Source organism: Citrobacter sp. CK194, assembly GCF_030333395.1.
Classification (GTDB): domain Bacteria; phylum Pseudomonadota; class Gammaproteobacteria; order Enterobacterales; family Enterobacteriaceae; genus Citrobacter_B; species Citrobacter_B koseri.
The window spans coordinates 265,697-290,257 of the sequence record NZ_JAOWGA010000018.1; the positions used below are offsets into that span (position 1 = coordinate 265,697).

The window sequence follows — 24,561 nt, forward strand, 5'->3', positions numbered from 1 at the left end:
CGCTAACGCTTATCCGGCCTACAAAATATGAAACGTAGGCCGGGTAAGGCGAGGCGAAGCCGCCATCCGGCAAAGCGACAATAAAAATCGTCGGGAGAATGAAAAATGAGTACTTCTACCCAGAATATCCCGTGGTATCGCCATCTCAACCGGGCGCAGTGGCGGGCATTTTCCGCCGCCTGGCTGGGATATTTGCTTGATGGTTTTGATTTTGTGTTGATTGCTCTTGTTCTGACGGAAGTGCAGGGCGAGTTTGGGTTAACGACGGTTCAGGCGGCCAGTCTGATCTCGGCGGCGTTTATTTCCCGCTGGTTTGGCGGGCTGATGTTGGGCGCAATGGGTGACCGCTATGGCCGACGTCTGGCGATGGTCACCAGTATCATTCTTTTCTCTATGGGGACGCTGGCCTGCGGTTTTGCGCCCGGCTATACCACCATGTTTATCGCCCGTCTGGTGATCGGTATGGGAATGGCGGGCGAATATGGCTCCAGCGCCACCTATGTCATTGAAAGCTGGCCGAAGCACTTACGTAATAAAGCCAGTGGATTCCTGATTTCCGGTTTCTCCGTCGGGGCGGTCGTGGCGGCGCAGGTTTACAGCCTGGTGGTTCCGGTCTGGGGCTGGCGCGCGCTGTTCTTCATTGGCATTCTGCCGATCATTTTCGCGCTCTGGCTGCGTAAAAACATCCCTGAAGCGGAAGACTGGAAAGAGAAACACGAAGGCAAAGCGCCGGTGCGCACGATGGTGGATATTCTCTACCGGGGCGAACATCGCGTCGTCAATGTGCTGATGACGATCGCCGCCGCAACCGCGCTGTGGTTCTGCTTTGCGGGCGACCTGCAAAACGCGGCGATCGTGGCGGTGTTAGGGTTACTGTGCGCCGTTATCTTCATCAGTTTTATGGTGCAAAGCAGCGGCAAACGCTGGCCAACGGGCGTGATGCTGATGATCGTGGTGCTCTTTGCTTTCCTCTATTCATGGCCGATTCAGGCGCTGCTGCCAACGTATCTGAAAACTGAACTGGCTTACGATCCGCACACCGTTGCGCAGGTGCTTTTCTTTAGCGGCTTTGGGGCGGCAGTCGGCTGCTGCGTGGGCGGTTTCCTCGGCGACTGGCTGGGTACGCGCAAAGCCTACGTTTGCAGTTTACTGGCTTCCCAGGTGCTGATCATTCCGGTATTTGCGATTGGCGGCGCAAACGTCTGGGTACTGGGTCTGCTACTGTTTTTCCAGCAGATGCTGGGGCAGGGGATCTCCGGGATCTTACCGAAACTCATTGGCGGTTATTTTGATACCGACCAGCGAGCGGCAGGTCTGGGCTTTACCTATAACGTCGGCGCACTGGGCGGCGCGCTGGCCCCTATCCTCGGGGCGCTGATCGCACAGCGTCTGGATCTGGGCACCGCGCTGGGATCGCTCTCCTTCAGCCTGACCTTTGTGGTGATCCTGTTGATTGGGCTGGATATGCCGTCTCGCGTACAGCGCTGGCTGCGTCCTGAAGCATTGCGTATGCATGATGCTATCGACGGAAAACCATTCAGCGGGGCCGTGCCGTTTGGCGGCGACAAAAGCGCCTTTGTAAAAACCAAAAGCTGATGAGGCTTGCCCGGCCAGTTTGCCGGGCGACCTGCGTAAGGAAGTGGATATGTCGTTACTTGAACAACTGGATAAAAACATTGCCGCCAATGGCGGGTTGATTGTCTCCTGCCAGCCGGTTCCAGGCAGCCCGCTCGATAAACCGGACATCGTGGCTGCGATGGCGCTGGCGGCGGAGCAGGCTGGCGCCGTCGCGCTACGCATTGAAGGCGTGGACAATTTGCGGGCGGCCCGTGCGCTGGTCTCCGTACCGATTATCGGTATTCTCAAGCGTGACCTTGACGACTCCCCGGTTCGCATCACGCCATTCCTTGAGGATGTGGATGCGCTGGCACAGGCCGGGGCGGATATTATTGCGGTTGACGGTACTGACCGAGTACGTCCGGCGACCGTCGATGCGCTGCTGGCGCGTATTCATCAGCACCAGTTGCTGGCGATGACCGACTGCTCGTCACTGGAGGATGGCTTAGCCTGTCAGCGGCGTGGCGCGGAAATTATCGGCACGACGCTGTCGGGATACACCACGCCGGACACGCCGGACGAACCTGACCTCGCGCTGGTCAAAGTCCTGCATGATGCTGGATGCCGGGTGATTGCCGAGGGGCGTTACAACACGCCGGCACAGGCCGCTGAAGCCATGCGTCACGGCGCGTGGGCGGTGACAGTGGGATCTGCCATTACGCGGCTGGAATATATTTGTCAGTGGTACAACGCGGCATTGAAAAAGGCGACGTCATGAGCACGCTGGCGATCGATATTGGCGGCACCAAGCTGGCTGCCGCGCGGGTGGATGATGATTTACATATCCGCGAACGACGTGAATTGCCGACCCCCGCCAGCAAAACGCCGGATGCGCTGCGAGAGGCGCTAAAAGTGCTGGTTGAACCGCTGCAAACGACCGCGCAGCGGGTGGCGATAGCCTCTACCGGCATTATCAGAGAAGGCGCGCTACTGGCGATAAATCCGCATAACCTGGGTGGTCTGCTGCATTTTCCGTTGGTGCAGACGTTAGAAGATCTTACCAGTCTGCCGACGCTGGCGGTGAATGATGCGCAGGCGGCGGCATGGGCGGAATACCATGCCCTTACGTCTGATGTCCGCGATATGGTGTTTATTACCGTGTCGACCGGCGTTGGCGGCGGCGTGGTGAGCGACGGCAGATTGCTCACCGGGATGAGCGGTCTGGCCGGGCATCTGGGGCATACGCTGGCCGATCCGCAGGGGCCGGTTTGCGGTTGCGGACGACGCGGCTGTGTGGAGGCTATCGCCTCAGGACGCGGCATCGCGGCAGCGGCGCAGGGTTCCCTGGCCGGGTGCGACGCCAGAACTGTCTTTGCACATGCGGCGGCCGGGAACGAACAGGCCGTGCGTCTGGTTCAGCACTCCGCGCAGGTTGTCGCGCGGTTAATTGCCGATGTTAAAGCGACAACGGATTGCCAGCAGGTGGTTATTGGCGGCAGCGTAGGGTTAGCTGAGGGATATCTGGCGCAGGTACGCCACTTTCTGGCGCAGGAGCCGGCGGTTTATCAGGTGGCGTTGAGCGCAGCGCATTACCGACATGACGCGGGGCTACTGGGTGCCGCGTTGTTAGCTCAGGGAGATAAATGATGTTGATGGGAGAAATTCAGTCGTTACCGTCTGCCGGGCTGCATCCGGTATTGCTGGATGCGTTAACCCTGGCGCTGACGGCAAGGCCGCAGGAGAAAACGCCCGGGCGCTACGAATTGCAGGGCGACGATGTGTTTATGAATGTGATGCAGTTTGCCACGCAGTCGCCGCAGGAGAAAAAAGCGGAGCTGCATGTGCAGTACATCGACATTCAGCTGTTATTGACGGGTGAGGAGCGCATTCTGTTCGGCGTAGTCGGGTCAGCGCGCGAATGCGAGGAGCTGCATGGTGAAGAGGATTACCAGCTTTGCCGCCACATCCATGAACAGCAATCCATTACGCTGACACCGGGGATGTTCTCCGTGTTTATGCCGGGGGAACCCCATAAGCCCGGGTGTATGGCTGGCGAGCCAGGGGAGATTAAGAAAGCTGTGGTGAAGGTGCGCGCCAGCTTATTAGAGGCATGAAAATACCGGATGGTTTATAGCCATCCGGTGTAACGTTTTATATCTCCCGATAGTGCATAATCCCGTCAGTCGAGTTGTTGAAAATTCAGCTCGTGACGCAGTGCTTTTCCTGATGTGCAAAGTAAATTGGTTATTCAGTTGATTCAACTTGCTGTGCAGTCAGTGCTATTTGTGAACGAATGAGCTCATCTGCCAGTAGTTTTTCGTCAGGCAACTGCACTTTGTACTCGCTCGCCATGATGGTATTCGGCAGGCCGTTTAGCGCGTAATGCGCTTCCCCCGCGCCTTTTCCTGCGCACAAAACCAACCCGACGGGCGGGTTTTCTCCCGGCATTGTCCAGTGCTCTTTGGCATAGTTCAGGTACATATTCATCTGCCCGGCATCCGCATAACTGAATTTGCCGACCTTCAGGTCAACGAGCAACAGGCAACGCAAGCGGCGATGGAAGAACAACAGATCGACGCGGAACCAGCTATCGTCTATGCGTAATCGGCGCTGGCGGCCGACAAAAGCAAAATCGTCACCAAGCTCCAGCATAAAGTCCATCAGGTGACTGAGCAGCGCTTCTTCGAGATCCGACTCGGAATACTCGTCCTTCAGGTTAAGAAATTCCAGAATGAACGGGTCGCGTATGGCTCGCTCCGGCAAGACTGTTGGCTCGGCGGGCGCAGGTTGCTGCAGAATGGCGGATTTGTCATGGGACAGTAGCGTCCGTTCGTAGAACTGGGTGGAGATTTGCCGATCGAGTTGCCGCACAGACCAGCCGTTACGTAGCGTCTCTTTCTCGTAAAAAGTGCGGGCATCGGGATTTTTTACCGATAGTAAACGCACGTAAGCTGACTAGGGAAGCGGAAAAACTTTAGCGAGTTGTATCAAATGTGAAGATTCCGCAGACACTGTCTGCGGAATTTCAATATACTGAAAACATAGATAAAATGTTCTCATTTGCCACAGATTCCTGGTGGAAAATCCACGCTTATAGCGCTGGCTTAAATCTGCGGATAACCGCTCAATGAGTTGAATACCATAAGCCGCTCGTGCTTCGCCGCCTTGTTCAAACTCGACAATTCTCCTGCCGATTTCCCAGTAGGTTGCCGTCATCAAAGCATTAATACTGCGGACGGCCTCGGTATGGGCATTGTCCACTAATCGAATAATACCGTCATGGATTTGCTGATAATCGTCAGCGTGTTGAAGTGGTGTTGGTACAGTCATGTCATCCCTGGCGCGATAGTTGCGAAATGAAAAATATATCGCTACCAATACGCTTCAGGCATATCCCGGTCAATCCAGGAGAGGTGTATTACATTGAGTTACAGCCGTATTTGCGAGCGGCTTTCGAAGAACGAATTCGCATATATTTAGCAGAGAAATATTGGCTCCCCATCCATCAGCGTCAGGCTGTGGCAGGGGAGCCAGAAGTATTACACTTCCAGGTAGTTCAGGATACCGTCTGCCGCTTTACGACCTTCGGCAATTGCCGTGACCACCAGATCCGAGCCGCGCACGATGTCGCCACCAGCGAAGATTTTCGGGTTGCTGGTCTGGAAGGCGTTTTCATTGCCTTCCGGCGCGATAATCCGCCCCTGGGAGTCCAGCTCCACGCTGTGTTTCGCCAGCCACGCCATGCTGTGCGGGCGGAAACCAAACGCCATTACCACCGCATCTGCCGGGATCACATGCTCGGAACCGGCGACGATTTCCGCACGACGACGACCTTTCGCGTCCGGCGCGCCCATTTCGGTACGCACCATCTTCACGCCGCTTACTTTACCGTTGGCATTCACTTCTACGCCCAGCGGCTGCACGTTGAACTGGAATTCGACCCCTTCTTCGCGCGCGTTTTTCACTTCGCGTCTGGAGCCAGGCATGTTCTCTTCGTCACGACGATAGGCGCAGGTGACGTGCGTCGCGCCCTGGCGAACCGAGGTACGCACGCAGTCCATCGCGGTGTCGCCGCCGCCCAGTACCACGACGCGTTTGCCTTCCATACTGACGAACGGTTCATCAGTGGTTTCGCCAAAGCCCATGATCTGTTTGGTGTTGGCAATCAGGAATGGCAGGGCATCGAACACGCCGTCGGCATCTTCGTTTTCCAGCCCGCCGCGCATTGATTGATAGGTGCCAACGCCGAGGAACACCGCATCGTACTCTGCCAGCAAGTCGTCCAGCTGCACGTCGCGACCCACTTCGGTATTCAGTTTGAACTCAATGCCCATGCCGGTGAAGATCTCACGACGGCGGGTCATCACCTCTTTTTCCAGCTTGAAAGCCGGGATGCCGAACGTCAGCAGACCGCCGATTTCCGGGTGACGGTCAAAGACCACCGCCTTCACGCCGTTACGGGTGAGTACGTCGGCACAGGCCAGCCCTGCCGGGCCCGCGCCGATAATTGCCACGCGTTTGTCGGTCTGACGCACGCCAGTCATGTCCGGGCGCCAGCCCATTTCGAACGCTTTATCGTTGATGTAACGCTCGATGTTGCCGATAGTCACTGCGCCGAACTCGTCGTTGAGCGTACAGGAGCCCTCGCACAAACGATCCTGCGGGCAGACGCGGCCGCACACTTCCGGCAGCGTGTTGGTCTGGTGAGACAACTCCGCCGCTTCGAAAATACGTCCTTCGTTCGCCAGCTTCAGCCAGTTCGGGATGTAGTTATGTACCGGACACTTCCACTCGCAGTACGGGTTGCCGCAGGAGAGGCAGCGATCCGCCTGCGCTTTGGCCTGGCCTTCGGAAAACGGTTCGTAAATTTCAACAAACTCGATTTTGCGGATCTTCAGCGCCTTCTTCGGTGGATCAACACGTTGCAGGTCGATAAATTGGTATACGTTCTGACTCATTGCTCTACCCCTTACTGCGCCTGCACACGCAGCTCAGCTGCGCTACGACTACGGTGACCCAACAGTGCTTTCACATCACTGGACTTCGGCTTAACCAGCGCGAATTTGGTTGAGAATACTGACCAGTTAGCCAGGATCTCTTCACCGCGCTGGGAACCGGTATGCTGCACATGCTCGGTAATCAGACCGCGCAGATGTTCTTCGTGGATGGCCAGGTCATCGACGTTCAGCACTTCCACCAGCTCCGGGTTCACGCGTTTGCGGAACTCGCCGTCTTCATCCAGCACGTAGGCGAAGCCGCCCGTCATGCCAGCACCGAAGTTAACGCCCGTTTTGCCCAGTACACAGACAATACCGCCCGTCATGTATTCACAGCCGTTGTCGCCAATGCCTTCTACCACGGTGATGGCCCCGGAGTTACGTACTGCGAAACGTTCGCCCGCGCGGCCCGCCGCATACAGACGACCGCCGGTCGCGCCGTACAGACAGGTATTGCCGATGATGCTGGCCTCATGACTGCGAAACGCTGAACCCACCGGAGGACGTACCGCCAGCAGACCGCCCGCCATGCCTTTACCGACGTAGTCGTTGGCATCGCCCGTCAGATACAGCTCCACGCCGCCCGCGTTCCAGACGCCGAAGCTCTGACCTGCGGTGCCGCTGAAGTGCGCCTTGATCGGGTCAGAGGCCAGTCCCTGATCGCCATGCGTCTGAGCGATATAGCCAGAGAGCGACGCGCCCACGGAGCGGTCGGTGTTGCGAATGTCGAACCAGAAGGTTTTGCTCTGGCGCTCATCGACGAACGGCTTCGCCTGTTGCAGCAGTTGCGCGTTCAGCACGCCGTTATCAAACGGCGGGTTATGCTCGGTACAGTACAGCGCTTTACCCGGATGAGGCTCAGCGGTTTCCAGCAGTCGGGACAGTTCCAGCTTCTGCTGCTTAGCGGTAAACCCTTCCAGCTCTTTCAGCAGGTCGGTACGGCCAATCAGATCCACCAGACGCTTCACGCCAAGCTGCGCCATCAGCTCGCGGGTTTCGCGGGCGATAAACTCAAAGTAGTTGGTCACTTTGAACGGCAGGCCGTGGTAGTGGTTCTTACGCAGTTTGTCATCCTGAGTCGCCACGCCCGTCGCGCAGTTGTTCAGGTGGCAAATACGCAGGTATTTACAGCCCAGCGCCACCATCGGGCCGGTGCCGAAGCCAAAGCTTTCCGCGCCGAGAATCGCCGCTTTGATGATGTCGAGGCCGGTTTTCAGGCCGCCGTCCACCTGCAAACGGATCTTGTGACGCAGACCGTTAGCCACCAGCGCCTGCTGGGTTTCCACCAGGCCCAGCTCCCACGGACAGCCCGCATATTTCACGGAGGAGAGCGGGCTGGCGCCGGTGCCGCCGTCATATCCGGCGATAGTGATCAGATCCGCATAGGCTTTCGCCACGCCGGTAGCGATGGTGCCGACGCCCGGTTCAGAAACCAGCTTCACGGAGATCATCGCTTTCGGGTTGACCTGTTTCAGGTCGAAAATCAGCTGCGCCAGATCCTCGATAGAGTAGATATCGTGGTGCGGCGGCGGAGAAATCAGCGTCACGCCCGGTACGGAATAGCGCAGTTTGGCGATGTACGGGGTCACTTTATCGCCCGGCAACTGGCCGCCTTCGCCCGGCTTCGCGCCCTGAGCGACTTTAATCTGAATGACGTCAGCATTGACCAGATACGCTGGCGTTACGCCGAAGCGGCCGGAAGCGACCTGTTTGATGCGCGACACTTTGTTGGTGCCGTAGCGCGCCGGGTCTTCGCCGCCTTCGCCGGAGTTGGAGTTACCGCCGATGCTGTTCATCGCTTCCGCCAGCGCTTCGTGCGCTTCCGGGCTCAGCGCGCCGATGGACATCGCGGCGGTATCGAAGCGTTTAAACAGCTCGTTTGCTGGTTCAACATCGTTGATGCTGATGGCGTTATCGCCAGGATTGAGCGCCAGCAGATCGCGCAGCGTTGCCGCTGGACGTTCGTTAACAAGCGCGGCATATGCCTGGTAATCGCGGTACTCGCCGCTCTGCACCGCCTGTTGCAGGGTGCGCACCACATCCGGGTTATAGGCGTGGTATTCGCCGCCGTGCACGTATTTCAGCAGACCGCCCTGATCCAGTGGTTTACGCGCCAGCCAGGCACGTTTCGAGAGGTTCAGCAGATCCTGCTGGAAGTCGGCAAAACCGGCGCCGCCAATGCGGCTGACCACGCCCTGGAAGCAGTGGCTCACCACGTCGTCATGCAGACCGACCGCTTCAAACAGTTTGGAGCAGCGGTATGAGGCGATGGTCGAAATGCCCATTTTGGACATGATCTTATACAGACCTTTATTGATGCCGTTACGGTAGTTCAGCATCACGGTACGGTAGTCTTTGGCGATGGCCTGGGTGTCGATCAGACGGCCCAGCGTCTCATAGGCGAGATACGGATAGATCGCCGTGGCGCCAAAGCCCAGCAGCACGGCAAAGTGGTGCGGGTCACGCGCGCTTGCGGTTTCTACGATGATGTTGGCATCGCAGCGCAGGCTCTTATCCACCAGACGAGTCTGTACCGCCCCGACAGCCATCGGCGCCGGAACCGGTAAACGGTTTTTGGCGATGTTACGGTCAGAGAGCACCAGCAAGACGGTGCCGTTACGCACCATCTGTTCAGCCTTATCGCACAGCGCTTTCACCGTTTCTTCGAGCGAGGTTTCCGTCACATCGAAGGTGATATCCAGCGTATCGGCGCGATAGTGCTCCTCTTTCATGGTGGTGAGCTGTTTGAAATCGGAGTACAGCAGAATTGGCGATTTAAAGCTCAGACGGTGCGCCTGTCCTTCCGCTTCGCAAAAGACGTTCATCTCGCGGCCAATGCTGGTGGCCAGCGACATGACGTGCGCTTCACGCAGCGGGTCGATTGGCGGGTTGGTCACCTGCGCAAACTGCTGGCGGAAGTAGTCGTAAATAATGCGCGGCTGGCTGGAAAGCACGGCGAAGGGGGTGTCATCACCCATTGAACCGACCGCTTCCTGGCCGTTTTCGCCCAGTACGCGGATGACGGAATCCAGCTCTTCGGCGCTGTAGTTAAACTGTTTCTGATAGCTGGCGAGCATGTCGTCGTCCAGCTCGCGGTTTCCGACCTGATCGTCGGCCAGATCTTCAAATGGCACCAGGCGGCGGACGTTCTTCTCCATCCACTCTTTATACGGATGGCGGCTTTTCAGATCGTCATCGGTTTCCGCAGAGTGCAGGATGCGCCCGCCACGGGTGTCGATCACCATCAGTTCACCGGGGCCGACGCGGCCCTTTTCCACGACTTCGTCAGGCTGGTAGTCCCAGATCCCCACCTCAGAGGCGCAGGTGATCAGTTTATCTTTGGTGATGACGTAGCGCGCCGGACGCAGACCGTTACGGTCGAGGTTACAGGCAGCGAAGCGACCGTCGGACATCACGATGCCCGCCGGGCCATCCCACGGCTCCATGTGCATGGAGTTAAAGTCAAAGAAGGCGCGCAGGTCCGGGTCCATATCCGGGTTGTTCTGCCATGCGGGCGGCACCAGCAGGCGCATGGCGCGCACGATGTCCATCCCGCCTGCCAGCAGCAGTTCCAGCATGTTATCCAGCGAGCTGGAGTCGGAACCGGTCTCGTTGACGAACGGCGCGGCAGATTGTAAATCCGGGATCAGCGGCGTCTGGAATTTATAAGTACGGGCGCGCGCCCACTGACGGTTGCCGGTAATGGTGTTGATTTCGCCGTTGTGCGCCAGGTAGCGGAACGGCTGCGCCAGCGGCCAGCGCGGCACGGTATTGGTGGAGAAGCGCTGGTGGAACAGGCAAATGGCCGATTCCAGACGCAAATCCGCCAGGTCCAGGTAGAAGCGCGGCAGATCCGCCGGCATACACAGACCTTTATAGATGTTCACCAGGTTCGACAGGCTACAAACGTAGAAGTCTTTATCGTCCTGAAGGCGTTTCTCAATGCGGCGGCGGGCGATAAACAGGCGGCGTTCCATATCCCGGGGACGCCAGCCCGCAGGGGCGTTAACAAAAATTTGCTCAATACGTGGCAGGGAGGAGAGGGCGATTTCACCGAGGACACCTTCGTTGGTCGGCACATCGCGCCAGCCCACAATCGACAGGGTTTCCCGCTGTAATTCTTCTTCGACGATACGACGTGATGCCGCCGCCAGCTCAGGGTCCTTATTCAGGAAGAGCATACCGACAGCGTAGTTTTTGGCTAAACGCCAGCCGCGCTCTTCTGCAACGATGCGAAAAAAGCGATCGGGTTTTTGCAGCAGCAAACCGCAACCGTCGCCGGTTTTACCGTCAGCGAGGATCGCGCCACGGTGCTGCATACGGGCCAGTGCGTGTATGGCGGTACGCACTACCTTGTGGCTAGGTTCGCCTTCTATGTGGGCGATCAGGCCGAAACCACAGTTATCCCTCTCAAGGGATTTATCGTACAACATATCAGTGAACCTCCCCAGGCTCTGCGGGACTCCCATCCGATACCGATTGCGCACGGGCACAGAAAGAGCGTGGCGACGGGGGTTGCGTATCATACGCTTACCTCGCATTCGCCCTCTTTTATCCTTTTCGCATCGGTAAATACGTTTAAGAGGGAATCTCAATTACTGCATAAATATGATGAGCAGGCTGCTCATCCAGAAAGCTTCCAGCGGATTTCCAACTTATCGGGAATCCACACACAGGTCAAATGGCAATCTTATTTATGCAAAAATGTGCTATAGGTCCATTAACTTTATGAATGTATTGAAAATAATGACTTTTTTACATTGATTTGATGCGGCATAAGCGCAGGGGAGAGTGTGATCTGTCTCACTATCATAACGGCCTGTTAACCCTTATCTCACCTTGATTATCCGTAATGCTTAGCATTTTATGCTGGTTTAAGCGGCGCAGGCATTTCATGATACTGTTTTTTAGCCAGTGTCATCAGAAGATAAAAAAAGTGTGCAGTTATAAGGAAAAGTAATTAGCTATGGAGTGAATGAAATTTCGGTAATTTTGCTTGATTATGCAATAAATAAAAGCCTGCCGGAGCGATTGATCCAGGTCATCGCCGACAAAGGCTAAAAATGGCAGGCTTTGGCCTCTTTTCAAGGCACGGTCTATCAGATTATGCAGTTACAGAAATTAGTCAATATGTTTGGTGGGGATCTTTCTCGTCGTTATGGGCAAAAAGTTCATAAACTGACGTTGCACGGCGGATTTAGCTGTCCAAACCGCGATGGCACCATCGGACGTGGCGGGTGTACTTTCTGTAATGTCGCCTCTTTCGCCGATGAGGCGCAGCAGTATCGCTCTATTGCCGAACAACTGGCGCATCAGGCGCATCTGGTCAATCGCGCCAAACGTTATCTGGCCTATTTCCAGGCGTACACCAGTACCTTTGCCGAAGTGCAGGTGCTGCGTTCTATGTATCAGCAGGCGGTAAGCCAGACCAGCATTGTCGGGCTGTGTGTCGGGACGCGCCCCGACTGTGTACCGGATGCGGTGCTCGATCTGCTCTGCGAATATAAAGACCAGGGCTATGAAGTGTGGCTGGAACTGGGATTGCAAACCGCGCATGACAAAACGCTGCGCCGTATTAATCGCGGCCATGATTTTGCCTGTTATCAGCGAACCACCCAACTGGCGCGCGAGCGTGGGCTGAAAGTGTGCTCGCATCTGATTGTGGGTTTACCCGGCGAAGGGCAGACGGAATGCCTGCAAACGCTGGATCGCGTGGTGGAAACGGGCGTGGATGGCATTAAGCTGCACCCGCTGCATATTGTAAAAGGCAGCATTATGGCGAAAGCCTGGGAAGCGGGGCGCCTGAACGGTATTGCGCTGGAGGCGTATACGCTGACGGCGGGGGAGATGATCCGCCATACGCCGCCGGAGGTTATTTATCATCGCATTTCCGCCAGCGCCCGTCGTCCGACGTTGCTCGCCCCGCTATGGTGTGAGAATCGCTGGACGGGCATGGTGGAGCTGGACCGCTATCTTAACGAACATGGCGCGCAAGGCTCCGCGCTTGGTACGCCGTGGGTGCAGCCGGAGAGCTAACCATCCGTAGGCGTGTAGGCCTGATAAGCGAAGCGCCATCAGGCAGCCTGGCGCACATTGCCGGATGGCGGCTATGCCTTATCCGGCCTACCGCCTACCCGGTCATTTCACCGATAACCTCCGCATTTATTGCACAATTTTCAACGTACTGCTCAGAATTGAGTATTATTGTGCGAAGTTGTCGTGAAGGAATCCCCTATGAAGCAAATTCGTATGCTGGCGCAATACTATGTCGACCTGATGATGAAGCTGGGTCTGGTGCGCTTTTCGATGCTGTTGGCGTTAGCGCTGGTGGTGCTGGCGATAGTGGTGCAGATGGCGGTCACCATGGTGTTGCATGGTCAGGTCGAAAGTATTGATGTCATCCGCTCCATCTTTTTTGGCTTGTTAATCACGCCCTGGGCCGTCTATTTCTTGTCGGTGGTGGTGGAGCAACTGGAGGAGTCCAGGCAGCGCCTGTCACGGCTGGTACAAAAGTTGGAAGAGATGCGCGAGCGCGATCTCAAACTCACGGTACAACTGAAAGACAATATTGCTCAGCTTAATCAGGAAATTGCCGATCGCGAAAAAGCGGAGGCTGAGCGCCAGTCGACCTTCGAACAGCTAAAAGTGGAAATCAAGGAGCGTGAAGAGACGCAGATTCAGCTTGAACAGCAATCCTCTTTCTTACGCTCTTTCCTCGATGCGTCGCCGGATTTGGTTTTTTATCGCAATGAGGATAAAGAGTTTTCCGGCTGTAACCGCGCGATGGAACTGCTGACCGGCAAGAGTGAAAAACAGCTCGTCCATTTAAAACCGGCTGACGTCTATTCTCCCGAAGCGGCGGAAAAAGTGATTGAGACCGACGAAAAAGTCTTCCGCCATAACGTCTCGCTGACCTATGAACAGTGGCTCGATTACCCGGACGGGCGCAAAGCGTGCTTTGAAATTCGCAAGGTGCCCTATTACGACCGCGTTGGTAAACGTCATGGTCTGATGGGCTTTGGGCGCGATATTACGGAACGTAAGCGTTATCAGGATGCGCTTGAACGCGCCAGCCGCGACAAGACCACGTTTATCTCTACGATCAGCCACGAGCTGCGTACGCCGCTGAACGGCATTGTCGGCTTAAGCCGCATTCTGCTGGACACCGACCTTACCAGCGAGCAGGAAAAATACCTGAAAACCATCCATGTCTCTGCGGTCACGTTGGGGAATATTTTCAACGATATCATTGATATGGATAAGATGGAGCGGCGTAAAGTCCAGCTGGATAACCAGCCGGTAGATTTCACCAGTTTCATGGCGGATCTGGAGAATCTCTCCGGCCTGCAGGCGCAGCAAAAAGGGCTACGCTTTGTGCTCGATCCGACGTTGCCGCTGCCGCATAAGGTGATCACCGACGGCACGCGTTTGCGCCAAATTCTGTGGAACCTGATCAGCAACGCCGTGAAGTTTACCCAACAAGGGCAGGTGACGGTGCGCGTACGCTATGACGAAGGCGATGTGCTGCATTTTGACGTGGAAGATTCCGGCATCGGTATTCCGCAGGATGAGCAGGATAAAATCTTCGCCATGTATTATCAGGTGAAAGACAGTCATGGCGGTAAACCCGCGACGGGGACCGGGATTGGCCTGGCGGTATCGCGCCGCCTGGCAAAAAATATGGGCGGCGACATCACCGTTTCCAGCCAGCCGGGTAAAGGTTCCGTCTTTACGTTAACCGTACATGCGCCAGCCGTGGCGGAAGAGGTCGAGGACACGCTGGAAGAGAATGACATGCCGCTGCCTGCGCTGCATGTGCTGCTGGTCGAGGACATTGAGCTGAACGTCATTGTGGCGCGTTCAGTGCTGGAAAAACTGGGCAACAGCGTTGACGTGGCGATGACCGGGAAAGCCGCGCTGGAAATGTTCACCCCGGGTGAATACGATCTGCTGCTGCTGGATATTCAACTGCCGGATATGACGGGCCTGGATATCTCCAGAGAACTTACCCGCCGCTATGCGCGGGAAGAATTACCGCCGCTGGTCGCACTCACTGCTAACGTCCTGAAAGACAAGAAAGAGTATCTGGACGCGGGAATGGACGATGTGTTGAGCAAGCCGCTGTCGGTTCCGGCGTTAACCGCAATGATTAAAAAATACTGGGATACCCGTAACGAAGAGGAGAGCACTGTGACATCTGAAGAGAGCAGTAAATCGCAAGCGTTGTTAGATATCCCGATGTTAGAGCAGTATATCGAACTGGTCGGCCCGAAATTAATTACGGATGGACTGGCGGTGTTCGAGAAAATGATGCCGGGTTACTTAAGCATCCTGGAGTCCAACCTGACGGCGCGGGATACCAAAGGCGTTGTTGAAGAAGGCCACAAAATTAAAGGCGCGGCGGGCTCCGTCGGGTTGCGTCATCTACAGCAACTGGGTCAGCAAATTCAGTCGCCGGATCTTCCTGCCTGGGAAGATAACGTGGGTGAATGGGTTGAAGAGATGAAGCAGGAGTGGCAGCACGACGTCGCGGTGCTGAAAGCCTGGGTGGCAAACGCGGAAAAAAAATGACCCCGGATTGACCGGGGTGCGCGAATACTGCGCCAACACCAGGGAAATCGTGGCTGCGCCGTAAGTTATGATTGTTTTTTACACAGGCGCAGCTCTGCTTTTCAGGCCGCACGCAGTTAAGATAGCAAATCTTAAATGTTTTGTTACATGAATCAGTTAAATGTGTGAAGCGCAGCATTTTAATCAGAATTATTAATACGCTTCAGTAAGTTGCGAAAAGGATCATCACGATGAAAAAAATTGGCGTAGTGCTCAGTGGATGTGGCGTATACGACGGCGCCGAGATTCATGAAGCCGTTCTGACCCTTCTGGCGATTGCCCGCAGCGGTGCGCAGGCCATCTGCTTTGCGCCGGATAAACAGCAGGCTGACGTGATTAATCACCTGACGGGCGAAGCGATGGCGGAGACGCGAAATGTCCTGATCGAAGCCGCGCGCATTACGCGAGGGGAAATTCGTCCACTTGCTCAGGCGGTCTCCAGCGATCTGGACGCGCTGATTGTTCCGGGTGGATTTGGCGCGGCGAAAAACCTGAGTAATTTTGCCAGCCAGGGCAGCGAGTGCCGGGTAGATAGCGACCTGGCCGCGCTGGCAATCGCCATGCACCAGTCGGGTAAGCCGTTAGGGTTTATGTGCATTGCCCCGGCAATGCTGCCCCGGATTTTTGGTTTCCCGCTTCGTCTGACGATTGGCACCGATATCGATACGGCGGAAGTGCTGGAAGATATGGGGGCCGAGCATGTGCCATGTCCGGTTGACGATATTGTGGTGGATGAAGATAACAAAATTGTCACCACGCCTGCTTACATGCTGGCGCAGGATATTGCACAGGCGGCGACCGGCATTGAAAAACTGGTGTCTCGCGTACTGGTTCTGGCTGAATGAGTAAAGGGCGTTTCACTCCGCTGGCGTCCCTGCGCCGTTTGCTCCTGCGCATCCTTGTGGTGCTGGCGGTTTTTTGGGGCGGCGGCATCGCGCTGTTCAGCGTCGTTCCGGTGCCTTTTTCCGCAGTGATGGTGGAACGGCAGATTAGCGCGTGGCTGCAAGGCGATTTCGGCTATGTTGCGCATTCCGACTGGGCTGGCATGGATGAGATCTCGCCGTGGATGGGGCTGGCGGTGATTGCGGCGGAAGATCAGAAATTCCCGGAACACTGGGGCTTTGATGTTTCGGCCATTGAGAAGGCGCTGGCGCACAATGAGCGCAATGAAAACCGAATTCGTGGGGCGTCCACGCTTTCTCAGCAAACGGCGAAGAATCTCTTTTTATGGGATGGCCGCAGTTGGCTGCGTAAAGGGCTGGAGGCCGGGCTCACCGTCGGGCTGGAAACCGTCTGGAGTAAAAAACGCATTCTGACCGTCTACCTGAATATTGCGGAGTTTGGCGATGGCGTGTTTGGCGTGGAAGCGGCGTCGCAGCGCTATTTTAATAAACCTGCCAGCCGGTTAAGTATGTCAGAAGCCGCGCTATTAGCGGCGGTGCTGCCAAACCCTTTACGCTTTAAAGCGAACGCGCCTTCAGGCTACGTGCGTAGCCGTCAGGCGTGGATTTTGCGTCAAATGCGCCAGTTGGGCGGCGAATCGTTTATGACGCGTAACCATCTGTATTAAGATTGCGCTGACGCGCGGCCTCAAGAGAGGGGAGCGGCAGCGCGCTTTTGTCTTCTTCCTGGCGGTTCATCTTCAGCGCCGCCACCAGACCCGGTTGGGCAATCAACCGTTCCCACTGTCTTTCCTGTTTGCGATGGCAAAACCAGGCTGACCAGCTTGCCAGCGGGATCAGCGTACTCTCGCCGATGTTGTCGCAGATCACCGGGATCGCTTCGGATTCGCTAATGCGGTGACACAGAATATTTTGCGGCTTCAGGGTCATGGTGACGATGCGGTTATCGTAGATATAACGCTTGAGCGTTTTCAGCAACTGGCGCAGGACGGCGGCATCTTCGTCATTGCGGCACTGCGCCACAAATTCAGTCAGCGTGACGGACGGTTTGCCATCGAAATCGGTTATCACATCGTAGACGTAGCCCGTACCACAATCGGTCTCTACCGTACCGTGATAGCGCGGGATGCCGCTCCAGTCTTGCAGGTAACGTGACAGATGCGCGTAGTATTTCAGCTCACGGCGGATCTCTTTCTTGCCGCTGCGGTCGGCATTGTAAATGATCTTAATGCAGCGTTGGGCATCGCCCGGATGCGCATAACATTTACGATGGCGTCCGGTGCCCAGGGGATTTTGTTCAGATAAAAGTATCATGAGATCTCCTGGTAATGTTGCTAATAGAACCAGTATGAACGCTCAACTTAAATAGAACGTAAACAACCCTTCTTAAGGTTTTCTTAAGGTTTAATCAGGACGGAAAAGCGCACGGAATGTACAATATCGACGCAGGTAGAAAGACGAGGGAATAAAAAAACGCCGGATGGCGTTTTCTGGGGGAAAGGAGGAGACGAAAGCGAAATGGCCTAATCTTCGTCGAATCCTGAATTGAACAGCGCGATCACCGCCGCCAGCGCTTCGACCTCCTGCGGGCCGGTGGCTTCAATTTCTATCTGGCGACCTTTAGCAGAGTCCAGCATCAGCAGGGCGATGACGCTATTGGCTTCGGCTTCGGTGCCTTCATCATTGCGTAACAGCACTTCGGCCTCAAAACCCTGCATTAATTCAAACAGTTTCATCGCAGGCCGGGCATGCATACCCAGCTTGTTCGTGACTTCTACAGTCTGCTTCACGGTCATGTTTTGCGTTTTTCCAGCGTTCTATGGCGTGACTGCACGTTCTTACCGCGTGAGCGGAAGTAGTCTGCCAGCTGTTCTGCAATATACACCGAACGGTGTTTCCCGCCGGTACAGCCGATGGCTACAGTGAGATAGCTACGGTTGTTTGTCTCCAGCATGGGTAACCATAACTCAAGATAGCTGCGAGTCTGGTAGATAAAATTGTGTACTTCTGTGTGTCTGTCGAGGAATGCCGCAACCGGTTTATCGAGGCCGGTCATTGGACGCAGTTTCGGGTCCCAGTGCGGGTTAGGCAGGAAGCGCACGTCAAAAACATAATCGGCATCGATTGGAATACCGTGCTTGAAGCCGAAGGACTCGAACACCATTGTCAGCTCGCGTTCGCGCTTGCCCAGCAGACGGGTACGCAGCATTTCCGCCAGTTCATGCACGGACATTTCAGAGGTATCGACAATCAGATCGGCGCGGGAACGCAGCGGTTCCAGCAGATCGCTTTCCTGGTCGATGGCGCTCTCCAGGGAGAGATTTTTGCTGGAAAGCGGATGCAGACGGCGCGTATCGCTGTAACGGCGAATCAGCGTGTTGCGATCGGCATCAAGGAACAGAAGCTGTGGGGAAAACGCATCGGGCAGGTTGTTCATCGCCTGCTCGAAAATTTCAGGGGACTCAGGCATGTTACGCACGTCAATGCTGACGGCCGCAGAAATCTGGCGATCGGCCAGCGTACGAGCCAGATCGGGCAACAGCACCACGGGGAGGTTGTCCACGCAGTAAAAACCCATATCTTCCAGCGCACGCAGGGCGACAGATTTCCCTGACCCTGAACGACCGCTGACGATCATCAGTACCATGTACCGTTTCTCCTCACAACAGATGCCATTGGGTGGTTATGCCTCATCCTTTCCACCTTCGGTGTCAGTGATGATTTGATACAGCTCTTCGTCACTCTGCGCGGCGCGCAGACGGCGGCAGATGGTTTTATCCGCCAGACGTTTAGCGACCAGCGACAGTGTATGCAGATGCGTTTTGGTTTGATCTGCGGGCACCAGCAGGGCGAAAAGCAGATCGACCGGTTGATTATCAATGGCATCGAAAGCGATAGGCGTTTCGAGTTGGACGAACACGCCGACGGCGCGCAGCGTATCTTCTTCCAGCTTGCCGTGTGGGATGGCGATACCATTGCCAATGCCGGTACTGCCCATTTTCTCACGCGTCAGGATTGCTTCAAATACCACCTGCGGAGGCAGGCTGAGCTGTTTTGCCGCCAGTTCACTGATAATCTCCAGCGCACGTTTTTTGCTCTGGCAGTGAACGCCGCTGCGCGTACATTCCTGGTTAAGTACGCTGCTCAGTTGTAGAGTCGTATCGTTATTTGTCATAATTTCACCTAAGAACCTGTTCCATCAGGATGATTCCTGATGAGGCAGATTCGGAGCGCTAACTGTACAAATGGCCTGTTGTGCGTCACAACAGGCCGTCCTGCACTCGCTAACTGCCCGGACAATTAGTGTTGTTTCAGTTTATCTTTGTGTTTCGTTAGCTGCCTTGCCAGTTTATCGATCAAACCGTCAATGGCGGCATACATATCCTGACCTTCCGCGCTGGCGTGAATTTCGCCACCGTTTACATGCAGTGTCGCATCCGAGATGTGTGTAACCTTCTCCACTTTCAAAACAACGTAGACCTGATTAATCCTGTCAAAATACTGCTCAAGTTTGGCGAATTTGGTTGAGACAAAGTCGCGCAGGGCTTCAGTAATTTCGACGTTATTTCCAGTGATGTTGAGCTGCATAGTGTCTTCCTTATCGGTTGGTTCAAACCAGCTGTTTGCGCTGATTGGACGGCGGAATGGATAAAGACTCTCGGTACTTCGCAACGGTGCGGCGCGCCACCATGATACCCTGATCCGACAACATAGAGGTTAACTTGCTGTCGCTCAGCGGCTTCGCGGGGTTCTCCGCAGCAATTAATTTCTTCACCAGCGCACGTATCGCTGTGGAAGAGGCTTCGCCTCCGCCTTCGGTATTCACATGGCTGGAAAAGAAATACTTCAGTTCAAAAATGCCGCGTGGACTGTGCAGATACTTCTGCGTGGTCACACGGGAAATCGTCGATTCATGCATCTCGACGGCCTGGGCGATGTCCGCCAGCACCATCGGTTTCATAAACTCTTCGCCTTGCTCGAAGAAGGCCTGCTGCTGCTCAACAATACAGCGGCTCACGCGTAACAGGGTGTCGTTGCGGCTTTCCAGACTTTTGATCAGCCACTTCGCATCCTGAAGGTTGCTGCGAATGAACTGGCTGTCGGCATCATTACGCGCGCCGTTGCACAGGGCGGCATAATGTTGATTGATCTGTAGACGGGGAATGCTGTCGCCGTTCAGCTCCACCATCCAGTAACCGTTGTGCTTACGCACCAGCACATCCGGGATCACATATTCAGGTTCGCCGGTCTGGATAGACTGACCCGGTCTGGGATCGAGCGACTGGATAAGATTGACTGCCTCTTTCAGCACCTCTTCTTTCAGCCGCGTAACGCGCATCAGGGTACGGAAGTCATGATTGGCCAGCAGATCGAGGTGATCGCTGATGATCAACCGGGCGTCTTCCAGCCAGGGCGTGGATTTATCGAACTGTGAGAGCTGGATCAGCAGGCAGTCACGGAGATCTTTCGCCGCCACGCCGATGGGATCGAAGCGCTGAACGCGTTTGAGTACCGCTTCTATTTCATCGAGGCCGATCTCTTCATCGCCGATGCTTTCGAGAATGTCATCCAGCGAAATGGTGAGATAGCCGGTATCATCAACGGCATCGACAATTGAGGTGGCAATCGCGCGATCGGTATCCGAGAACGGAGTCAGCCCGACTTGCCACATCAGGTAGTCCTGGAGGGACTGCGTGGTTTCGCCCTGGTACACCGGCAGCTCGTCGTCGATGTAGTCGCCGCTGGTGCCGGACGGCGTACCTGCGGTGTAAATCTCATCCCAGCTGGCGTCAAGCGGCAGCTCTTCGGGCATCTCTTTCTGTTCGAGCGCGTCTGCGGTATCCAGGGCTTCGTTGTCCTGGGTTTCGCGCGTGTCGATTTCATCGTGAAGATCGGTTTGCTCAAGCAGCGGATTACTCTCCAGCGCTTGCTGAAGTTCCTGCTGAAGTTCCAGCGTAGACAACTGCAACAGACGGATGGCCTGTTGTAGCTGGGGCGTCATCGCCAGTTGTTGGCTGAGCCTGAGTTGCAAACCTTGCTTCATGTTCAGAGTCGTTTTCTCCCGCTGTGACGTCGCAGTCTTCTACCCTATCAGAGTCTGAAGTCTTCCCCAAGGTATACGCGCTTAACGTGCTCGTCTTGCAGGATTTCTGTCGGTGTGCCGTGTGCGATCAGATGCCCCTGGCTGACAATATACGCGCGTTCACACACCGCCAGCGTTTCACGAACGTTGTGGTCGGTAATCAGAACGCCGAGACCGCTGTCGCGCAGGTGCTCGATAATGCGTTTGATGTCGATGACGGAAATCGGGTCAACGCCTGCAAACGGTTCATCCAGCAGGATAAATTTCGGATTTGCGGCCAGCGCGCGGGCAATCTCCACACGGCGGCGTTCACCGCCGGACAACGCTTGTCCGAGGCTGTCGCGCAGATGCTCGATGTGGAACTCTTCCATCAGTTCATTGGCGCGGTCTTCACGCTGTTCGGTCGTGAGATCGTCGCGAATTTGCAGCACCGCCATCAGGTTATCAAACACGCTCAGACGGCGGAAAATGGAGGCTTCCTGCGGTAAATAGCCAATACCGCGACGCGCGCGGGCATGCAGCGGCAGCAGGCTGATGTCCTCATCGTCAATAATAATGTTGCCAGCGTCGCGCGGCACAATGCCCACCACCATGTAGAAGGTAGTGGTTTTACCTGCGCCGTTCGGCCCGAGCAGACCGACGATCTCCCCGGAATTCACGGTCAGGCTGACATCTTCCACCACGCGACGGCCTTTATAGGCTTTCGCAAGATTCTTTGCAGTTAATGTTGCCATAACGAATTAGTTACCCTTCTTCTGTGCCGGGGTCTGGTCTTTGTTTTTGTCCTGCAACTGCGACGGCACCAGAACCGTCGTTACACGTTTGCCTTTTTCGCTGAACGCCTGCATTTTCTGCTCTTTCACCAGGTAAGTGATCTTATCGCCGGTGATGTTGCTGTCGAGCTGCTCCAGGTAGGCGTTACCGGTCAGGACGACGAAATCTTTCGCCAGTTCATAATGCATTTTTTGGGCATGGCCTTTTACCGGCTTGCCGTTGTCCTGCATCTGATAAAACGTCGCCGGGTTGCCGAAGCCGTCGATCACCTCTTTGCCTTGCTCGCCGCCCGGACGGGTGACGACCACTTTGTCGGCATTGATTTTGATGGTGCCCTGAGTCACGACGACATTTCCGGTAAACGTCACCACGTTACCCTGCATATCCAGTGACTGCTGGTCCGATTCAATATGAATCGGTTGTTCGGTATCGCCGGTGACCGCGAACGCCGGAAGACTGGCGGCCAGAAGTGTGCTGGCAAGCACAAGATTAAGGCTGAGTTTGTTTGTTTTGAATTTCATAGGAGGTTCTAACCTTTTCAATCAGCTCGGCGTTCTTGCTGCGTAAGTTGCCGCGCATTTTCAGTCCGCTGGAGTTAAATGTTGTTCCGTATAACGTGACCAGATCTTCAGAGGTGACATCCTGCGTCACCAGGTTGATCGTCGCGTTATCCGTCGTGATTCTGCGTAGTTGAGCGTCAGGCGCCAGCGCATTGACTTCAACGTGACCATACAGATAGAGCATCCGGTCTTCGGTCAATTTCGCCTTATCCGCTTTAATCGACCATGTCGGGACTTTATCTTTATCAAAGGTGGTTAATACCGGTTGGGTAAACCACGAAAGCGCCTGTTCTGAATAATATTCAACGTGCTGCGCAATAAGACGATAGTTCAACGCGCCTTCCGGGCTATAGACGACCGTATCGGTATGCTCGCTCTTATAAGTCGGATCGCTGGTGTTCACCACAACCTGAGCAGGATCGTCTTTATCCGCCAGATTAATTCCGATCAACACCAGTACGGCCAACGACAGTAGAATGATAACCCAACGTCTGGTTTTACTCATATCGATTGCCCTTTGGCCTCATCAAGCTTACCCTGCGCCAGCAAGAGTAGATCGCACACTTCCCGCACCGCGCCGCGTCCACCGGCGATATGCGTCACATAGTCGGCGCGGGGGATCAGGAGCGGATGCGCATCAGCGACCGCAACGCTCAGACCCACTTTTTCCATCACCGGCCAGTCGATCAGATCGTCACCGACGTAAGCCACATTTTCAGGCGCAACGCCCAGCTTATCGAGCAGGTCGCCAAACGCGATAAGTTTGTCCGACTGCCCCTGATAGAGATGCGTGATCCCCAGGGTGGCACAGCGATCTTCTACAAGTTTAGCCTTTCGTCCGGTAATAATAGCGACCTCAATCCCGGAAGTGAGCGCACAGCGAATGCCGTAGCCATCACGGACGTTAAAGGCCTTCAGCTCTTCACCGTTGTTGCCCATATAAATCAGACCATCAGACAGCACGCCATCCACATCGAGGATGAGCAGACGGATGTTTTCCGCCTGGGCGATAACCTGTGTACTGACGGGGCCATAACAGGTCGCAAGCGACGCACCTGCTTTACTCATTTCTTTTATCCTTGAGTTTCTACACTACGCCTGCACGCAGTAAATCATGCATATGTAACACACCCAGTAACTGGTCGCCATCAGCAACCAAAACGGAGGTGATATGACGGGACTGCATTAAGTTCAGGGCGTTAACGGCGAGAATACCGGGGCGAACGCGAATTCCCCCAGGCGTCATGACGTCGGCAATCCCTAACTGGCGAACATCCACACCCATATCGAAAACACGACGCAAGTCGCCATCGGTAAAGATGCCGTCAATCTTCATTGTGTCATCACAAATGACGGTCATGCCGAGATTTTTACGCGTAATTTCCAGCAGGGCATCACGCAGGCTGGCGTTTTTATTCACATGCGGGATTTCATCGCCGGTGTGCATGATATCGTTAACGCGCAGCAGAAGTTTACGGCCAAGTGCGCCGCCCGGATGCGACAACGCAAAATCTTCGGCGGTAAAGCCGCGGGCTTTTAATAACGCGACCGCGAGCGCATCGCCCATGACCAGCGTAGCCGTGGTGCTGCTGGTCGGCGCCAGACCCAACGGGCAGGCTTCTTTCGGCACTTTAACACACAGATGCACATCCGCCGCACGCGCCATGCTGCTTTCTGGCCGCCCGGTGATACAAATCAGCGGCACCTGCAAGCGTTTGAGTACCGGGATTAATGCGGCAATCTCATTGGATTCGCCAGAGTTGGAAATCGCGATCACCACATCCTGCGAGGTGACCATGCCGAGATCGCCATGCGCGGCCTCGCCCGGGTGAACAAAAAAGGCGGAAGTGCCGGTGCTGGCAAAGGTGGCGGCCATTTTCCGCCCGATATGACCTGATTTTCCCATCCCCATGACAACGACTTTGCCTGTGCACGAGAAGATTTTTTCACAGGCGAGCGTGAAGTTCTGGTCGATGTATTGATCAAGCTCCGCCAGGCCTTCACGTTCAATCTCCAGGACGTCTTTGCCTGCTTTCTGAAAGTCAAAACCCGGTTGTAACGCTAAGTGCGACATAGTC

General features: G+C 55.4%; 21 protein-coding genes and 1 pseudogene. 8 read left to right on the forward strand and 14 right to left on the reverse strand.

Annotation, left to right across the window (positions count from 1 at the left end; genetic code table 11):
- Window positions 1–105 precede the first annotated feature (105 nt).
- Genes nanT through nanQ form a run of 4 tightly spaced genes read left to right on the forward strand, consistent with a single transcriptional unit; the run spans window position 106 to window position 3,671 of the window.
- Window positions 106–1,596 (forward strand): sialic acid transporter NanT, encoded by a 1,491-nt coding sequence (nanT, locus tag OGX80_RS12975; RefSeq protein ID WP_012135356.1) that lies wholly within the window; start codon window positions 106–108, stop codon window positions 1,594–1,596.
- 49 nt (window positions 1,597–1,645) lie between these two features.
- A complete protein-coding gene (locus tag OGX80_RS12980; RefSeq protein WP_115181065.1) occupies window positions 1,646–2,335 on the forward strand; it encodes an N-acetylmannosamine-6-phosphate 2-epimerase in 690 nt (229 codons plus the stop codon).
- Entirely contained in the window at window positions 2,332–3,204 is an 873-nt protein-coding gene (gene nanK, locus OGX80_RS12985; protein WP_115181066.1) for an N-acetylmannosamine kinase, read from the forward strand. Before OGX80_RS12980 ends, nanK begins: the two co-directional genes overlap by 4 nt.
- Window positions 3,204–3,671, forward strand: coding sequence for an N-acetylneuraminate anomerase (nanQ, locus tag OGX80_RS12990; protein ID WP_115182302.1), 468 nt, complete (start codon window positions 3,204–3,206; stop codon window positions 3,669–3,671). Before nanK ends, nanQ begins: the two co-directional genes overlap by 1 nt.
- A 130-nt stretch (window positions 3,672–3,801) precedes the next feature.
- On the opposite strand, the pseudogene OGX80_RS12995 reads toward nanQ, so the two are convergent.
- The 3 genes and pseudogenes from OGX80_RS12995 to gltB all read right to left on the reverse strand — a co-directional run bounded on the left by OGX80_RS12995 (window position 3,802) and on the right by gltB (window position 10,987).
- Window positions 3,802–4,887, reverse strand: a pseudogene (locus OGX80_RS12995) (PDDEXK nuclease domain-containing protein).
- 209 nt (window positions 4,888–5,096) lie between these two features.
- A complete protein-coding gene (gene gltD / locus OGX80_RS13000) occupies window positions 5,097–6,515 on the reverse strand; it encodes a glutamate synthase subunit GltD (protein WP_012135351.1) in 1,419 nt (472 codons plus the stop codon).
- Window positions 6,516–6,526: 11 nt separating this feature from the next.
- The gene (gltB, locus tag OGX80_RS13005) at window positions 6,527–10,987 is read right to left on the reverse strand and encodes a glutamate synthase large subunit (protein ID WP_049012046.1); all 4,461 of its coding nucleotides are present in this window, start codon (window positions 10,985–10,987) and stop codon (window positions 6,527–6,529) included.
- A 673-nt stretch (window positions 10,988–11,660) separates the two neighbouring features.
- Between gltB and mnmL the strand changes: the two genes are divergently transcribed.
- The 4 genes from mnmL (at window position 11,661) to mtgA (ending at window position 16,734) form a co-directional block, all read left to right on the forward strand.
- Window positions 11,661–12,590 carry a tRNA modification radical SAM protein MnmL/YtqA gene (gene mnmL, locus OGX80_RS13010; protein ID WP_047463893.1) on the forward strand — a complete coding sequence of 310 codons (930 nt, stop codon included), beginning with the start codon at window positions 11,661–11,663 and terminating at the stop codon, window positions 12,588–12,590.
- 198 nt (window positions 12,591–12,788) lie between these two features.
- A complete protein-coding gene (gene arcB / locus OGX80_RS13015; protein WP_012135343.1) occupies window positions 12,789–15,125 on the forward strand; it encodes an aerobic respiration two-component sensor histidine kinase ArcB in 2,337 nt (778 codons plus the stop codon).
- Window positions 15,126–15,355: 230 nt separating this feature from the next.
- Entirely contained in the window at window positions 15,356–16,009 is a 654-nt protein-coding gene (gene elbB, locus OGX80_RS13020; protein ID WP_012135342.1) for an isoprenoid biosynthesis glyoxalase ElbB, read from the forward strand.
- A complete protein-coding gene (mtgA, locus tag OGX80_RS13025; RefSeq protein WP_047460963.1) occupies window positions 16,006–16,734 on the forward strand; it encodes a monofunctional biosynthetic peptidoglycan transglycosylase in 729 nt (242 codons plus the stop codon). The genes elbB and mtgA overlap by 4 nt, the downstream gene beginning before the upstream one ends.
- On the opposite strand, the gene yrbL is transcribed toward mtgA, so the two are convergent.
- From yrbL to kdsD, 11 genes are all read right to left on the reverse strand, one after another.
- Window positions 16,709–17,380, reverse strand: a complete 672-nt coding sequence (yrbL, locus tag OGX80_RS13030) for a PhoP regulatory network protein YrbL (protein ID WP_012135340.1) — start codon at window positions 17,378–17,380, stop codon at window positions 16,709–16,711. The two genes, mtgA and yrbL, sit on opposite strands and share 26 nt — an antisense overlap.
- A gap of 209 nt (window positions 17,381–17,589) precedes the next feature.
- Window positions 17,590–17,862 carry a PTS phosphocarrier protein NPr gene (npr, locus tag OGX80_RS13035; protein WP_012135339.1) on the reverse strand — a complete coding sequence of 91 codons (273 nt, stop codon included), beginning with the start codon at window positions 17,860–17,862 and terminating at the stop codon, window positions 17,590–17,592.
- Window positions 17,859–18,713, reverse strand: a complete 855-nt coding sequence (gene rapZ, locus OGX80_RS13040) for an RNase adapter RapZ (RefSeq protein WP_012135338.1) — start codon at window positions 18,711–18,713, stop codon at window positions 17,859–17,861. The genes npr and rapZ overlap by 4 nt, the downstream gene beginning before the upstream one ends.
- A 36-nt stretch (window positions 18,714–18,749) precedes the next feature.
- On the reverse strand, window positions 18,750–19,241 hold the full coding sequence (gene ptsN, locus OGX80_RS13045) for a PTS IIA-like nitrogen regulatory protein PtsN (RefSeq protein ID WP_012135337.1): 492 nt from the start codon (window positions 19,239–19,241) through the stop codon (window positions 18,750–18,752).
- A 125-nt stretch (window positions 19,242–19,366) separates the two neighbouring features.
- Window positions 19,367–19,654: a ribosome hibernation promoting factor gene (gene hpf, locus OGX80_RS13050; protein ID WP_012135336.1), complete on the reverse strand. Its 288-nt coding sequence runs from the start codon at window positions 19,652–19,654 to the stop codon at window positions 19,367–19,369.
- Between the two features lie 22 nt (window positions 19,655–19,676).
- On the reverse strand, window positions 19,677–21,110 hold the full coding sequence (gene rpoN, locus OGX80_RS13055; protein WP_012135335.1) for an RNA polymerase factor sigma-54: 1,434 nt from the start codon (window positions 21,108–21,110) through the stop codon (window positions 19,677–19,679).
- Between the two features lie 47 nt (window positions 21,111–21,157).
- Complete coding sequence (gene lptB / locus OGX80_RS13060; protein WP_012135334.1) at window positions 21,158–21,883, reverse strand: LPS export ABC transporter ATP-binding protein; 726 nt, start codon at window positions 21,881–21,883, stop codon at window positions 21,158–21,160.
- Between the two features lie 6 nt (window positions 21,884–21,889).
- Window positions 21,890–22,444 carry a lipopolysaccharide ABC transporter substrate-binding protein LptA gene (gene lptA, locus OGX80_RS13065; RefSeq protein ID WP_047460976.1) on the reverse strand — a complete coding sequence of 185 codons (555 nt, stop codon included), beginning with the start codon at window positions 22,442–22,444 and terminating at the stop codon, window positions 21,890–21,892.
- A complete protein-coding gene (gene lptC, locus OGX80_RS13070; protein WP_012135332.1) occupies window positions 22,413–22,988 on the reverse strand; it encodes an LPS export ABC transporter periplasmic protein LptC in 576 nt (191 codons plus the stop codon). Before lptC ends, lptA begins: the two co-directional genes overlap by 32 nt.
- Window positions 22,985–23,551 (reverse strand): 3-deoxy-manno-octulosonate-8-phosphatase KdsC, encoded by a 567-nt coding sequence (gene kdsC / locus OGX80_RS13075; RefSeq protein WP_012135331.1) that lies wholly within the window; start codon window positions 23,549–23,551, stop codon window positions 22,985–22,987. Before kdsC ends, lptC begins: the two co-directional genes overlap by 4 nt.
- 19 nt (window positions 23,552–23,570) lie before the next feature.
- Entirely contained in the window at window positions 23,571–24,557 is a 987-nt protein-coding gene (gene kdsD / locus OGX80_RS13080; RefSeq protein WP_012135330.1) for an arabinose-5-phosphate isomerase KdsD, read from the reverse strand.
- Window positions 24,558–24,561: the final 4 nt, after the last annotated feature.

Coding starts and splice junctions, on each gene's coding strand:
- nanT (WP_012135356.1), top strand. CDS start 106: ATGAGTACTTCTACCCAGAATATCCCGTGGTATCGCCATCTCAACCGG.
- OGX80_RS12980 (WP_115181065.1), top strand. CDS start 1,646: ATGTCGTTACTTGAACAACTGGATAAAAACATTGCCGCCAATGGCGGG.
- nanK (WP_115181066.1), top strand. CDS start 2,332: ATGAGCACGCTGGCGATCGATATTGGCGGCACCAAGCTGGCTGCCGCG.
- nanQ (WP_115182302.1), top strand. CDS start 3,204: ATGTTGATGGGAGAAATTCAGTCGTTACCGTCTGCCGGGCTGCATCCG.
- gltD (WP_012135351.1), bottom strand. CDS start 6,515: ATGAGTCAGAACGTATACCAATTTATCGACCTGCAACGTGTTGATCCA.
- gltB (WP_049012046.1), bottom strand. CDS start 10,987: ATGTTGTACGATAAATCCCTTGAGAGGGATAACTGTGGTTTCGGCCTG.
- mnmL (WP_047463893.1), top strand. CDS start 11,661: ATGCAGTTACAGAAATTAGTCAATATGTTTGGTGGGGATCTTTCTCGT.
- arcB (WP_012135343.1), top strand. CDS start 12,789: ATGAAGCAAATTCGTATGCTGGCGCAATACTATGTCGACCTGATGATG.
- elbB (WP_012135342.1), top strand. CDS start 15,356: ATGAAAAAAATTGGCGTAGTGCTCAGTGGATGTGGCGTATACGACGGC.
- mtgA (WP_047460963.1), top strand. CDS start 16,006: ATGAGTAAAGGGCGTTTCACTCCGCTGGCGTCCCTGCGCCGTTTGCTC.
- yrbL (WP_012135340.1), bottom strand. CDS start 17,380: ATGATACTTTTATCTGAACAAAATCCCCTGGGCACCGGACGCCATCGT.
- npr (WP_012135339.1), bottom strand. CDS start 17,862: ATGACCGTGAAGCAGACTGTAGAAGTCACGAACAAGCTGGGTATGCAT.
- rapZ (WP_012135338.1), bottom strand. CDS start 18,713: ATGGTACTGATGATCGTCAGCGGTCGTTCAGGGTCAGGGAAATCTGTC.
- ptsN (WP_012135337.1), bottom strand. CDS start 19,241: ATGACAAATAACGATACGACTCTACAACTGAGCAGCGTACTTAACCAG.
- hpf (WP_012135336.1), bottom strand. CDS start 19,654: ATGCAGCTCAACATCACTGGAAATAACGTCGAAATTACTGAAGCCCTG.
- rpoN (WP_012135335.1), bottom strand. CDS start 21,110: ATGAAGCAAGGTTTGCAACTCAGGCTCAGCCAACAACTGGCGATGACG.
- lptB (WP_012135334.1), bottom strand. CDS start 21,883: ATGGCAACATTAACTGCAAAGAATCTTGCGAAAGCCTATAAAGGCCGT.
- lptA (WP_047460976.1), bottom strand. CDS start 22,444: ATGAAATTCAAAACAAACAAACTCAGCCTTAATCTTGTGCTTGCCAGC.
- lptC (WP_012135332.1), bottom strand. CDS start 22,988: ATGAGTAAAACCAGACGTTGGGTTATCATTCTACTGTCGTTGGCCGTA.
- kdsC (WP_012135331.1), bottom strand. CDS start 23,551: ATGAGTAAAGCAGGTGCGTCGCTTGCGACCTGTTATGGCCCCGTCAGT.
- kdsD (WP_012135330.1), bottom strand. CDS start 24,557: ATGTCGCACTTAGCGTTACAACCGGGTTTTGACTTTCAGAAAGCAGGC.